This window comes from Bradyrhizobium barranii subsp. barranii (assembly GCF_017565645.3).
In the GTDB taxonomy this organism is placed as follows: domain Bacteria; phylum Pseudomonadota; class Alphaproteobacteria; order Rhizobiales; family Xanthobacteraceae; genus Bradyrhizobium; species Bradyrhizobium barranii.
This window is the reverse complement of record NZ_CP086136.1, coordinates 6,812,787-6,825,478: the sequence shown is the minus strand read 5'-3', so window position 1 is coordinate 6,825,478 and position 12,692 is coordinate 6,812,787. Positions and strand designations below refer to the sequence as shown.

Genomic DNA, 12,692 nt, shown 5'->3' with positions numbered 1-12,692 from the left:
GCCGGTGGCCGACGAATCAGCGGCGAATATGCCATGCGGCGGCGAATTCGCGGAGCGTTCCCGGCCGCCGGGACGGGGGAGGGCCCTGCGTGGATGGGCCACCGACGTTAACCTTCCCTTAAGGATAATGTAGCGTTAACCGGCACTCTTTGTCACAGGAAGGCTCCGGCGTTGCGTAAGGGCGGACCGTTCCGATGACACCTGAAGCCTTCAATTCTCTGTTCTCGATCTGCATCGGTTTCGCGCTCGCGGGAGCGCTCGTGAACGGATACCAGGCGTTTGCCCAGCGGCCCGCCGGTTTTGGCCTGTTGCAGGACGGCGTGGCGCCGAAGACGTTTGCCGCGGTTCCGTTCCTGGTCTTCGCGGCGCCCTTCATCATCATGCGCAACACGTTGCGTGGCATGCGGGTGGAAAGCCGCCGCGTCGAATTCGTGATGATGGCGACCGTCATCGCCGGCTTCTGGAGCATGATGAGCGGCACCTTCTTCCTGATGACGCTACGCGCCGCCGGCGTTCTGGTCTGACGCTTCCGTTGCACGGGATACTCTGCGTCCCCTGCGTGGCGCGGCGGCCCTTTGCCTCAGCGTCGCCGTTTCGCTATGGCTGGGGTTGACGCGACAGGAGAATCCCATGGCGATCTACGAGCTCGACGGACAGGCACCCGATCTTCCCGCCGACGGGAATTACTTCATCGCCGAGACCGCGACCGTGATCGGCCGCGTGCGCCTGAAGCCGGGTGCGAGCGTCTGGTTCGGCGCCGTGCTGCGCGGCGACAATGAATGGATCGAGATCGGCGAGGGCGCCAATGTGCAGGATGGCTCGACCTGCCACACCGACCTCGGCTTTCCCTTGGTCATCGGCAAGAACTGCACCGTCGGCCACAACGTCATCCTGCACGGCTGCACGATCGAGGAGGGCGCGCTCGTCGGGATGGGCTCGATCGTGATGAACGGCGCGAAGATCGGCCGCAACAGCATCGTCGGCGCGGGCTCGGTCATCACCGAGGGCAAGGAATTTCCCGAACGTTCCCTGATCATCGGCTCGCCCGCGCGCGTGATCCGCACGCTCGACGACGCCCAGGTGCAGAAGATGGGGAGTGCGGCGAGGTTCTACGTGGCCAACGGCCCGCGCTTCAAGAAAGGCCTGAAGCGGATCGGCTGAGAATAGATGTGGGCCGCCGAGAAGATGGCGGCCGCCGCATAGCGGTCCGCTCGCGCCGCGGCGTCAGCTTCCCTCGGATTCACGTGCTTCGATCGCGGCTGCTGATGCTCGCGCGGAAGTGAGACAGTGAGGCTGTCAGGAAGGCGCGGGTGACGTTAGCTTGGTCCCGCTTTGAGCGTGGAACGTCTCCACGCGGAGGATCGAGTGATGTTGCGGAAGATGATGATGGCGGCGCTGGCCGTCGCGGCAGTCGGCTTGTCGGCGCCGCAGGCGGCTGAGGCGCGGGGCGGTTTCGGTCATGGTGGCGGTGGCTGGGGCCACGGCGGCGGCGGCTGGGGCCATGGTGGCGGCTGGGGCCATGGCGGCCACTGGCGTGGCGGCGGCTTCTGGCCCGGAGTGGCGATCGGGGCAGGTATCGCCGGCGCCGGCTACTACGGCGGCTATTACGGCTACGGCTACGGCGATCCCTATTACTATGGTACCGGCTATGACGACGGCGGTTACGGCGGCTGTTACGTGGTGCGGAAGCGGGTCATGACGCCGGCAGGCTGGCGTGTCCGCCGCGTGGATGTCTGCGAATAGCGGCCGCGAGGCTCAGCCAGACTAGGAAGCCAGATCTGCCAAAAGACTGGACCCACTAAAGAACAAGGCCGTTGACGCAGTATACCGTCAACGACCTTGCCAGCCCCGGACATTGAAATCGGCTCACGCCATCCGGTAACCGGGAGCATGGCGCGGAATCATACGGGGGAATGTGATCCAGTTCACATGTGGAAAAATTTAAGTCGCGGACCCTGACCCGGCTAGCCGCGCGAACGCTTGCGGGCGCTGGCGTGGACACGGCGCGACAGTTTCCTGCGGGTAACCGAGGGTGTCTCCGCTTCCGTGGCCCGGACGCTGGCAAAGGACTGCCGAAGGCCGTCGATGGACTCGTTCAGCGTCGTGACCTGTTCGGACAGGCGCTTGGTGTCGGCCTGCTGCGCCGCCATCAGGCGCTTCATGGTCTGGAGTTGGTCCTGCACGACCTGGAGCTGGTCGATCGATTCCTGCTGGGTCGCCTCCAGACCCTTGGTCTTCTCGACGAGTTGCTCGGATGCCTGGGCCGTGCGGGCCTGGAGCTGCCGCGACGCCACCACCCGGTCGGTTTCAGGAGTTGCGCCGGTAGAGGCGCGCCAGATCGCGATCGAGGTCACGCCGGCGATGAGGAGCAGGAGGGCTGCGGCGGTCAGCGCAATCGGCTGGGCGCCAAGGCGAAAGAGGGGGTTGGACGGCCTGTCCTGGGCGAGATCGATCATCGCTGACAAAACCCAAATTGAAACTTGGTGAGTGGCGAAGTGCGGCAACCAGAGGTCGCCGGGACATCCCGAAAGTGTTACCATTCGGCAACAAATGGGACCAAAAAGAGGCTAACGGCAAAAAACCAGCAATTAGCTGGTCTTGAGGCCCCTGAAGGTCCCCGAAAAGAGCCGGGATCAAGGCTGGAACGACGAAAACGGCCCCAAATAGGTCTTCGAGCGCGGCGCCGCATAGGGCCCGAGTCGGGAGGTCTTCAGTCCCAGCCGCACCAGTGATTCTGCCAGCGCGACCGCCGCGGCGACGCCGTCGACCACGGGCAGGCCATGTGTGGCGGCTAGCTCGGCGGCGAGATCAGCCATGCCGGCGCAGCCGAGCACGACGGCTTCCGCCCGATCGTCGCGGACCGCGGCGGTGATCTCCGCGGAGATCTTGCCGAGGGCATCAGTATTGCGCTCCTCGAGCGCGAGCACCGGGACCTCGGCGGCGCGGACACGCGCGCAGCGCTCGGCGAGGCCGTATTTCCGCAAATTATGCTCGATCGGCACGATCGAGACACCGAGCGTCGTCACCACGGCAAAGCGCGCCGCGATCAGGCTCGCCATATGGAAGCCGGCTTCCCCGATGCCGATCACCGGCGCTTTCGCGGCGGCACGCGCGGCGTCGAGGCCGGTGTCGTCGAAGCAGGCGATGATGTGGGCGTCGGTGCCGTCGCGGTCGGCGTCGCGGATGCAGCCGAGCATGCCGGGCACGGCGAAGGCTTCGTCGTAAAAGCCCTCGATCGAGACCGGGCCCATCGCGGGCTGGCGCGCGTCGATCAATGTGTCGGGCAGGGCGACGCTGCGTGCCGCTGCGGCGATCTTCGCCGTCATCGACGCGGTGGTGTTGGGATTGACGACGTGCAGCCGCATCAGTTCAGACAAGCCCCTTGTCAGACAAGCCCTTGGCCGGCATCCGAGCCCTTGGCCGCCTGCCGCTTGTTGAGCATGTGGATGGTGCCGAGTGCAAGGGCGATCACGGTGAACGACACCGCCGAGATCACGGTGCCGAGCGCGTAGATGTCGGGATTCGTCACGGTGGTGGTGAGGCCCTGGAGATCGAGCGGCAGCGTGTTCACCGCCCCGATCGCCTGGCTGGAGCGGGCAAGCTCGTCCCAGGACAGCGTGAAGCCGAACAGGCCAATGCCGATGACGGAGGGCAGAATGATCGGCAGCACGACATGACGGAAGGCCTGCCAAGGCGTCGCGCCGAGATCGCGCGCGGCTTCCTCGAGCCTGGGATCGAAGCGGTTGAAGATCGCGAACATGATGAGCAGGCCGAACGGCAGCGTCCAGGTCAGGTGCGCACCTAAGCCCGAGGTCAGCAGGCCCATCGAGGTCTCGAAATTCTCGTTCCAGTGCGCTTTGATCAGGTCGTCGATGATGCGGAATTCAAGCGAGATGCCGAGCGAGGTGATGATCGAGGGCACGATCAGGCTCGCGATCGCCGAGTAAAATAGAATGCCCTGTGCTTTGAACTTGCGGCGGAAGGCCATGCCGGCGGCGACCGACAGCACGACGGTCACAACCATCACGATCAGGCCAAGCAGCAGCGAGCGGCGGAAGGCCGCGCCGAGATCGACGATGCCGGTGCCCTGGAACAGTTTTGCGATCCAGAAGGTCGACACGCCGTTCATCGGGAAGGTGAGGCCGCCCTGCGGCCCCTGAAACGAGAGGACGTAGATCGCGATCATCGGGCCGTAGAGAAACAGCACATAGGCCGCGAAGAAGATCGCGAGCACGTAGAACGAGCGCAGGCGTCCCTCCTTCATGCTCTAGAGCTCCTTCTTGATGTCGACGATGCGCGACATCATGGTGATGATCAGGAAGGTGATGATGAGCAGGATCACGGCGTTCGCGGCGGCAGCCGGGAATTGCAACGCGTTCACCCGCGTCTCGATGATCTTGCCGGCGGCGGCGATCTGCTGGCCGCCCATCACGCCGATGGTGATGAAGTCGCCCATCACGATGGTGATGACGAAGATCGAGCCGATCACGATGCCGGGCTTGGAGAGCGGGATGATGACGTTGACCAGGGTCTGGAAGCCGGTGGCGCCGGCATCATAGGCCGCCTCGATCAGCGACTTGTCGATGCGCACCATCGAATTGAAGATCGGCACCACCATGAAGAAGGTGAAGAGGTGAACCAGCGCCAGCACCACGGAGAATTCGGAGAACAGCAGCCATTCCAGCGGATGGTTGATCAATCCGCTCTTGACCAGTCCGGAGTTCACGAGGCCATTGCGCCCGAGCAGCGGGATCCAGGCGATCATGCGGATGACGTTGGAGGTCCAGAACGGGATCGTGCAGAGCAGCGACAGTCCCATCTGCCAGGTCTTGGACTTGACGTGGAAGGCGAGGAAGTAGGCGACCCAGAAGCCGATGAAGAGCGTGATGACCCAGACCAGGAAGCACAGCTTCAGCGTCTTCAGATAGGTCTTGGCGATGGTGCAGAGATCGGGGAGCTGCGCGATGCAGCCCTCGAACGTGTCGGTGTAGCCGCGGCCGGAGAAGGCCGGCAGCAGCTGGTATTCGTTGTAGTCCCAGAACGAGACGATGACGACGAAGACCAGCGGGATCAGGAAGAAGGCGAGAAACACCAGCATCATCGGCCCGGCCTGGAGCCAGGAGATGAAGGACGGCGACAGGCGCGTCGCTTTCGCGGCGCGCGCCGTGCCCGACCCCGGGATCAATCCCGGGGACGCCTGTTGCAGGATGTCCTCTGACGTGTCCATCACGTTAGGCCGCGATGAACTCGTTCCACTTGCGGACCATGTAGTCGTTCTCGTCCATCACCGCGTTCCAACAGGCGACGCCGCCCATGCGGTCCTCGTAGGAGCCGCCGTCGCGTACCGCGCCGGCCTTCTCGAGCAGCGAGCCGTCGGGCGCCTTGATGTCCTTCTCGGCCGGCTTGCCTTCCATCCAGTACGCCCACTCGTACGGCTCCATATGCGCCTTCGCGGTGGAGAGCACGGCGGAGTAGTAGCCCTGGCGGTTGAGATAGGCGCCGGCATAACCGGACAGGAACCAGTTGACGAACTCATAGGCCCATTCGAGCTTCGGACCGGACACGCCCTTGGAGACGCAGAAGCCCGAAGCCCAGGAGCGGTAGCCTTCCTTGAGCGGCTGGAAGGTGCAGGGGATGCCCATCGAGCGCACCTTGGTCACCGCCGGCGACCACATCGACTGGATCACCGTCTCGCCCGAGGCCATCAGGTTGACGCTCTCGTTGAAGTCTTTCCAGAAGGCGCGGAATTGCCCCGCCTTCTTGGCTTCGGTCATCACCTTCATGGTGAGATCGATCTCTTCCTTGGTCATGTTGCCCTTGTCGGCATATTTGTACTTGCCGGTGGCTTCCACGACCATCGCGGCATCCATGATGCCGATCGAGGGGATGTTGAGGATCGAGGCCTTGCCCTTGAATTCGGGATTGAGCAGCTCCGACCACGAGCTGATCGGCCGCTTGATCAGGTCGGGACGAATGCCGAGCGTGTCGGCGTTGTAGACGGTCGGGATCAGCGTGACGAACTCGGTCGCCGACGTCGCGAACTTCTTGGAGTCCTTGCCTTCGAGATAGAGCACCTTCCAGGGCGCCGTACCCTGGCCGCCGATCTTCTTGCCGCCGGGCGTCTCGCCCTTGGTGAAGACCGGCGTGATGTTGTCGAATTCCTTGATCTTCCTGGCGTCGAGGGCAAGGATGTTGCCCGACGGCACGATCTTCTTCAGCGAGAAATATTCGGTGTCCAGCACGTCGAAGGAGTTGGGCTGGGTCATCACGCGCTTGGTGACGTCGTCGGTGGTCGCGGTGATGTATTCGATCTTGATGCCGGTGTCCTTGAGGCACTGCTTGGAGATGTCGTCGCCCTCGTTCACGGCGGTGCCGAGATAGCGCAGCACCTTCGCATCGGCCGATTTCACGTAGGGGAAGCCGGTGATGGCGCCGGAGCCGGCGGCGAGGCCCGCGAGACCTGCGGTGCCCTTGAGCAGCGTGCGGCGGCTGACGCCTTTCGTCCTGATGGTCTCGGTCATATCAGTCACTCCTCTGTTGCGCATTCCAGTGATCGATCGGCGCTATTGCAGGCGTTGCGCCTTGGCGGGATCCCAGGTGGCCAGCACGCGATCGCCCGGACGGAAGGGGTGGACGTCGAAGGCGGCCTCGGGGAGGTGGGAGAACAGGGCGGTGCCGTCGTCGAGCGTGAGCGAGACGGCGATGTAGGAGCCCTGGTACTCGGTCTGGGTCAGCAGCGCCGGCGCGCCGAACGCGCCCTCGGCGAACGGCGCGATGCCGAGCTGATCGGCGCGCACGGCGATGAGGTTTCCGGCATCGCTGAGGACGTTGTGGCCGCCGATGAAGCGCGCCACGAATTCGGTGCGGGGGCGGTGGAAGATCTCGCGCGCGGTGCCTTGCTGTTCGATCCTACCCTGGTTCATCACCACGATGTGGTCGGCGAGCGCCATCGCTTCTTCCTGGCCGTGGGTGACCTGGATGAAGCTGATGCCGAGCTCGCGCTGAAGGCGCTTCAACTCGCCGCGCATCCTCACCCGCAGGAACGGATCGAGCGCGGAGAGCGGCTCGTCGAGCAGCAGGATCTGCGGCTCGGTGATCAGTGCGCGAGCCAGCGCCACGCGCTGCTGCTGGCCGCCGGAGAGTTGGGCCGGGAGCCGGCCCGCATAGGGTGTCATCGCCACCAGCTCGAGCAATTCGCCGGCGCGCCTGTGCCTGGTCGCGCGGTCGACGCCTCGCATTTTGAGCGCAAACGCCACATTGTCGAGCACGGTCAGATGCGGAAACAGCGCGTAGGACTGGAACATCATCGCCGTGCCGCGCTTGGCGGGCTCGAGGTCGGTCACGTTCTGCGCACCGAGGATGATGTCGCCTTTGCTGACCGCCTCATGGCCCGCGATCATCCGCAAGGTCGAGGTCTTGCCGCAGCCGGAGGGGCCGAGCAGGCAGCAATAGGTCCCGGCCGGGATCTTCAAATTGACGGTGTCGACCGCCAGCGTCGTGTCGTAGCGCTTGGTGACGGCGACCAGTTCGAGAGCGGCGGGAGTGGCCATGGCGTGTCCAAGGGAGGGGCGATGCTCCCGTCTCTCCGCAAGGTCCGTGCCAACCGCCCTTGGCCGGCTGAATTCCAGAACTGTGCAGCAGAGTCAGGTCGTTAGATCAAATCCGCCGCCTTCGGCCGTCCCAGCGCCCGTCTGCCTCGCTGCACACAAAACGGGCGCGGATTGTATAAACTTTCGCCTGTGATTGGATACAGGTCGTCGACTAACATTCAAGGCCGAACGTCGCCGATCGAGCCCTCACACCCAACCCTTCGAACTGATGGCCGCCAAGACTCGCACGAAATCCGACGCGCCAGATGCGAGCGATCGCGTCAGCCGTATCAGGGAGGGGGTGACCGCCGCGATCCTCGAGCATCGCCTGCTGCCCGGTACGAAGCTCGGCGAGGACGAGATCGGCGAGATCTACGGCGCGAGCCGTACGCTGGTCCGCACGGCGCTCCAGCAGCTTGCACATGAAGGCATCGTCAACATCGAGAAGAACCGCGGCGCCTTCGTCGCGCGGCCGACGCCCGGCGATGCCCGTGAAGTGTTCGAGGCGCGCCGCCTGATCGAGCCGACCATCGTCGATCACGCGATCGATGCGGTGTCACCGGCCTGGATCGATCGCCTCCATCAGCATCTCGTCGAGGAGCGCGAGGCGGAGCTGCGCGGTGACGCGCGCGCCTCGGTTCGGCTCTCCGGCGAGTTTCATCGTCTCGTCGCCGAGATGAGCGGCCACAGCATCTATCTTGGCTTCCTGAAAGAGCTGATCGCGCGCTCCTCGCTCATCATCCTGCTCTACCGCCGCCACGACACGCCGGCCTGCGGCACCGATCATCACGCCGGCATCGTCGCCGCGATCCGCAAGCGCGACAAGCAGGCTGCGCGCGTGCAGATGCTGTCGCATCTGGACGAGATCGAGGCCGAGCTGTTCTTGAAGGATCCCGCCGCCGACGAGCTGCGGCTCGCCGACGTGCTGGGCGTGTGACCGCCTGCCGTCTGTCAGAACGGACGTTCCTGATTTCGCCTCATGATCTTGAGCACCAGCAGGACGGCTCCGAGGACGAGCAACAACACGCCGACGAAAGTCATGCCGCTGTATTCGAACGTCACTCCTACGGCCGTCAGCAGGCATCCCAAGATGATTGCGATGAGCCCGCCGAGCTTCTTGGCCAGCAGGATGCGTCCGTCACTCGTTTGCGCCACCATGTTACGCCTCGTCATTTGAATTCTACAGACGACCGCAAGCCCCTCCTGCCCAGTGGCTCAAATCGCGTAGACCGAGCAGGATCGTACTCCCGAGCGAGAAAGTTGCAATCTACCGTTGCTGGCGGGTCGAAATCGATAGTGCGTTTTAATTTGAGTTCGACGCGAGTGCGACAGGTGCACTTACCCATTCGCCTATCCAACTTGATGGGGACGCTTCTCTTCGCGTCCGTATGGCTGATTTGCAAAACCTCCCTGTGGTTGCAAATTGACTCGATGCGGTTTGCAGGCATCAATCCATAGCTGCATCGCGCGGCGTCAGCTGGCTGGCGTTCGCCCGGATCTGCGTGGAGATTGGACATGTGGGGTTGGACCACGCCGGCCGGACTCTTCAGAGCCGCCGCATTGCTTGTGTCGATTGGAAGCCTCGGCAGCCCGTTGCCCTTAGAAGCCCAGCAAGACTCCGGCGTCCTGTTCCGCAACGTCCGGATATTCGACGGAAAGAACGCCGCGCTCTCGGCCGCGTCCAACGTCCTGATCAGGAACCGGACGATCGAGAAGATTTCCACCACCGACATCGCGGCCACCGGCCAAGTGATCGACGGCGGCGGCCGGGTGTTGATGCCGGGACTGATCGACGCGCATTGGCACGCAATGCTGGTGCGTCCGACGCCGGCCGCGGCCCTCGGCGATGTCGGCTACAACAATCTGCTCGCCGCCAGCGAGGCGACAGCGACGCTGATGCGCGGCTTCACCACCATACGCGACATGGGCGGGCCGAGTTTCGGCCTCAAGCGGGCCATCGACGAGGGTCTCGTCGCCGGTCCGCGCATCTATCCGTCCGGCGCCATCATCACCATCACCGGCGGTCATGGCGATTTCCGCCAGCTCACCGATCTGCCGCGAACCATCGGCGGCATGCTCAGCCGCATGGAGCTGATCGGCGGCAGCCTGGTCGCCGACAGCCCGGACGAGGTTCGCGTGCGCGCGCGCGAGCAGCTCATGCAGGGCGCCTCGCAGGTTAAGCTCACGGCGGGTGGCGGCGTCGCGTCGCCCTTCAGCCCGCTCGACGTCTCCACCTTCACCGAGCCCGAATTGCGCGCGGCCGTCGAAGCCGCTGACAACTGGGGCACCTACGTCGCCACGCACGCCTATACGCCGGTCGCGATCCAGCGCTCGATCGCGGCCGGCGTGAGATGCATCGAGCACGGACATCTCATGGATGAGGCGAGCGCGAAGCTGATCGCGGAGAAGGGCGTCTGGCTGAGCACGCAACCATTCCTTGATATCTCCGGCGCCGCGGCGCTGGGACCGTCGGAGCAGGACAAGATGCGGCAGGTCGTTGCCGGCACTGACCGCGTCTATGCGCTGGCGAAGAAGTACAAGATCAAGACCGCGTTCGGCACTGACGTCCTGTTCTCGAAGGCATTGGCGGACAAGCAGGGCTCGATGCTGGCCGCGCTGACGCGCTGGTACACGCCGGCCGAAGCGCTGGCGATGGCGACGTCGACCAATGCCGAACTGTTGAATCTGTCGGGCCTGCGCAATCCCTATCCCGGCAAGCTCGGCGTGGTCGAGGAGGGCGCGCTCGCCGATCTCCTGCTGGTCGACGGCAATCCGCTCGACGACATCAAGCTGGTCGAAGATCCCGCGAAGAATTTTGTGGTGATCATGAAGGACGGAAGGATCTACAAGAACAGGCTCGCGCATTGATGCGCGCTGGGCAGGTGTGAGCCCGCGAAATTCAATCGCTTCTAGCCGCGCTCGTCAGGAACCGGCTTTCCTGGTCGAGAGCCTTTTGCGATCTCCGGGAGCGCAGGAGGCCGCGCGGGGCTTGTCACAATCTCGGGCCTGTCACCATCGGAGGCGTGACTTCTGAGCGTCTCCAAAACCAGAAAGAATTTTTCTGCTAGCATGAGTCAAGCTCGCTGACGCGTTCATCTCGGTTTCGAGAACGACGAGATTCGCTATCAATTCGATCACTTACTGTACGCGGCGGCAATTTAATTCGTCACGCCGGACGAATTATGACAGTCCTGCCCGATCTTTAGCGTCGCGCATGGCGCATGTGGACGATGATGCGTTGCGACGTAACGTTGCTATTCCTTGCGGGCCTGACGAGCTATATGCTGCGCTCTGTCATCAAACCGTCATGTCACCGGAAATGTTGAAATCAGACGCTACCCCGGCTCGCAAAACCATGAGCGCGCCGGAGGGGAATCCTGTCCTCAAGGACAGGAACAAGAGAACGCAAGTCGTCGCCGGCTTCCTCAGGCAACGTGACGCAGCCGAGCCCGACCCGGAACATGCGATCGTCGAGGGCGCTGTGATTGATCAGACGCCATCGCAAGACACGACGCCTGCACCGGAGCCAGCCCAGTCCGGCACTGCTGCGCGTCCTGCCGGTGAGATCGAGCTCAAGCTGCTCGTCGATGCCGATCGCATGGCGCATTTCAACGCCGCGCCGGTCATCACGGCCAACGCGCGCAACAAGGGCACGCGCAAGCATCTCAAGTCGGTCTATTACGACACGGCCGAGCGCCTGCTTCGGCGCAATGGCCTGAGCCTGCGTGTCCGCCAGAGCGGCGCGCGCTTCGTGCAGACCGTGAAGACGGACGCCGAGGACGATCCGTTGCGCCGTGGCGAGTGGGAGGCGAGCGTGTCGTCGCTTGCGCCCGATCTCGCTCTGGCGATGCCCTTCATTCCGGAGGAGCTTCGTAGCCACCTCTTGGCGCAGCCGCTCGAAGCCGTCTTCACAGCTAACATCCGTCGTCATGCGAGGATGATCGACTTGCCGTCCGGCACGGTCGAAATCGCCTTCGATCAAGGCGAGCTGACGGCTGGCGATCGCACGCTACCGGTGAGCGAGATCGAGCTTGAGCTGAAGAGCGGCAGCGCCAGCACGATCTACGAGGTCGCGCTGCGGCTCGCGGAGCAGGGCGCGGTCAAGCCGTCCATCCGTACCAAGTCGGCGCGCGGCTTTGATCTTGCCGCCGATGAGCCGCCTCCGGCACGTCGCCCGCGAAAACTTCGCCTCGATGCGTCGGTCACGCTCGACGAGGCCTTCGCGACGATCCTGCGCTCCTGCTTCCTCCATCTGCTCCAGTCGCTGCCGGCGGCCGAGGACGGGCGCAACCCGGAAGGCGTGCATCAACTCCGCGTCTCGCTGCGCCGGCTGCGATCGGCGCTCGACCTGATGCGATCGGTCGGCGCGCTCAGCAATCTCGACGCGCTGCGGTCGGAGGTCAAATGGCTGGCGCAAGACCTCTCCGCCGCCCGTGATTGGGACGTGTTCCAGCTCGATACCTTGCCGACGATCGCACAGGCCTGTCCGTTGGTCGCCGGCTTCGATGCGCTGGGCCGGGCTGCGGCCGAGCGCCAGTCGGACGCCTATCGCAAGGCGCATGATGCGCTCGACGATCGCCGCTGCGCCGTGTTCCTGATCGGCCTCGGAAACTGGATCGAGACGCGAGGCTGGCGCAACGACGTTGCCGCCGAAGATCTCGGCCAGCTCGCCGAACCTGTCGTCGACTTCGCGCGACGCATCTTGTCGGAGCAATACGCCAAGGTGCTCAAGCGCGGCCGCCGCTTCAAGTCGCTTCCCGCCGAGGAGCTGCACCGGGTGCGGCTCGCGACCAAGCGGCTGCGCTATCTCAGCGAGTTCCTGCTGCCGCTGTACGAGGATCGCAAGTCGGCGCGACGTTTCTCGCGTAGGCTCGCAGCCTTGCAGGAGGAGCTTGGCGCATTCAACGACATGGCGGTCACGGCATCGCTGCTCGATGGGCTCGGTACTGAACCCGACAGCGCCGTCGCGGCCGCGGCGATCGCCGGCTGGCAGGCACGTGCGTCGATCGGCGTGCAGCCCGCTTTGCAACGCACGTGGCGCGATTTCACCGCCGCGCGTGTGCCCTGGTCGTCGCAGGGCTGATTGCTCTCCCCAAAAAAGTT

The 12,692-nt window shown here is 64.2% G+C and carries 13 protein-coding genes; 6 read left to right on the top strand and 7 right to left on the bottom strand.

All coding sequences use genetic code 11. From position 1 onward, the window contains the following. Nucleotides 1-194: 194 nt before the first annotated feature. The 3 genes from J4G43_RS33395 (at nt 195) to J4G43_RS33385 (ending at nt 1,743) form a co-directional block, all read left to right on the top strand. Nucleotides 195-524, top strand: coding sequence for a DUF6949 family protein (locus J4G43_RS33395; protein WP_014494286.1), 330 nt, complete (start codon nt 195-197; stop codon nt 522-524). 106 nt (nt 525-630) lie between these two features. After that, complete coding sequence (locus tag J4G43_RS33390; protein ID WP_028150041.1) at nt 631-1,161, top strand: gamma carbonic anhydrase family protein; 531 nt, start codon at nt 631-633, stop codon at nt 1,159-1,161. A gap of 207 nt (nt 1,162-1,368) precedes the next feature. Further along, on the top strand, nt 1,369-1,743 hold the full coding sequence (locus J4G43_RS33385; protein ID WP_208087529.1) for a hypothetical protein: 375 nt from the start codon (nt 1,369-1,371) through the stop codon (nt 1,741-1,743). Between the two features lie 221 nt (nt 1,744-1,964). Here J4G43_RS33385 and J4G43_RS33380 read toward each other — a convergent pair whose 3' ends face one another. The 6 genes from J4G43_RS33380 to J4G43_RS33355 all read right to left on the bottom strand — a co-directional run bounded on the left by J4G43_RS33380 (nt 1,965) and on the right by J4G43_RS33355 (nt 7,550). Beyond that, entirely contained in the window at nt 1,965-2,456 is a 492-nt protein-coding gene (locus J4G43_RS33380; protein WP_208087528.1) for a hypothetical protein, read from the bottom strand. 177 nt (nt 2,457-2,633) lie between these two features. Beyond that, a complete protein-coding gene (locus tag J4G43_RS33375; protein WP_208089484.1) occupies nt 2,634-3,365 on the bottom strand; it encodes an aspartate/glutamate racemase family protein in 732 nt (243 codons plus the stop codon). A gap of 20 nt (nt 3,366-3,385) precedes the next feature. Continuing rightward, the gene (locus J4G43_RS33370) at nt 3,386-4,264 is read right to left on the bottom strand and encodes an ABC transporter permease (RefSeq protein ID WP_208087527.1); all 879 of its coding nucleotides are present in this window, start codon (nt 4,262-4,264) and stop codon (nt 3,386-3,388) included. Nucleotides 4,265-4,267: 3 nt separating this feature from the next. Further along, nucleotides 4,268-5,227, bottom strand: a complete 960-nt coding sequence (locus J4G43_RS33365; protein ID WP_038945489.1) for an ABC transporter permease — start codon at nt 5,225-5,227, stop codon at nt 4,268-4,270. A 4-nt stretch (nt 5,228-5,231) separates the two neighbouring features. Further along, a complete protein-coding gene (locus tag J4G43_RS33360; protein ID WP_208087526.1) occupies nt 5,232-6,521 on the bottom strand; it encodes an ABC transporter substrate-binding protein in 1,290 nt (429 codons plus the stop codon). 42 nt (nt 6,522-6,563) lie between these two features. Beyond that, nucleotides 6,564-7,550, bottom strand: coding sequence for an ABC transporter ATP-binding protein (locus tag J4G43_RS33355; RefSeq protein ID WP_063982479.1), 987 nt, complete (start codon nt 7,548-7,550; stop codon nt 6,564-6,566). Nucleotides 7,551-7,818: 268 nt separating this feature from the next. Between J4G43_RS33355 and J4G43_RS33350 the strand changes: the two genes are divergently transcribed. Further along, nucleotides 7,819-8,526 (top strand): GntR family transcriptional regulator, encoded by a 708-nt coding sequence (locus J4G43_RS33350; protein ID WP_208087525.1) that lies wholly within the window; start codon nt 7,819-7,821, stop codon nt 8,524-8,526. A gap of 14 nt (nt 8,527-8,540) precedes the next feature. On the opposite strand, the gene J4G43_RS33345 is transcribed toward J4G43_RS33350, so the two are convergent. After that, nucleotides 8,541-8,747, bottom strand: a complete 207-nt coding sequence (locus J4G43_RS33345) for a hypothetical protein (RefSeq protein ID WP_063982481.1) — start codon at nt 8,745-8,747, stop codon at nt 8,541-8,543. A 357-nt stretch (nt 8,748-9,104) separates the two neighbouring features. Between J4G43_RS33345 and J4G43_RS33340 the strand changes: the two genes are divergently transcribed. After that, nucleotides 9,105-10,457 carry a metal-dependent hydrolase family protein gene (locus tag J4G43_RS33340; protein ID WP_208087524.1) on the top strand — a complete coding sequence of 451 codons (1,353 nt, stop codon included), beginning with the start codon at nt 9,105-9,107 and terminating at the stop codon, nt 10,455-10,457. Nucleotides 10,458-10,908: 451 nt separating this feature from the next. Next, complete coding sequence (locus J4G43_RS33335) at nt 10,909-12,672, top strand: CYTH and CHAD domain-containing protein (RefSeq protein ID WP_208087523.1); 1,764 nt, start codon at nt 10,909-10,911, stop codon at nt 12,670-12,672. Nucleotides 12,673-12,692: the final 20 nt, after the last annotated feature.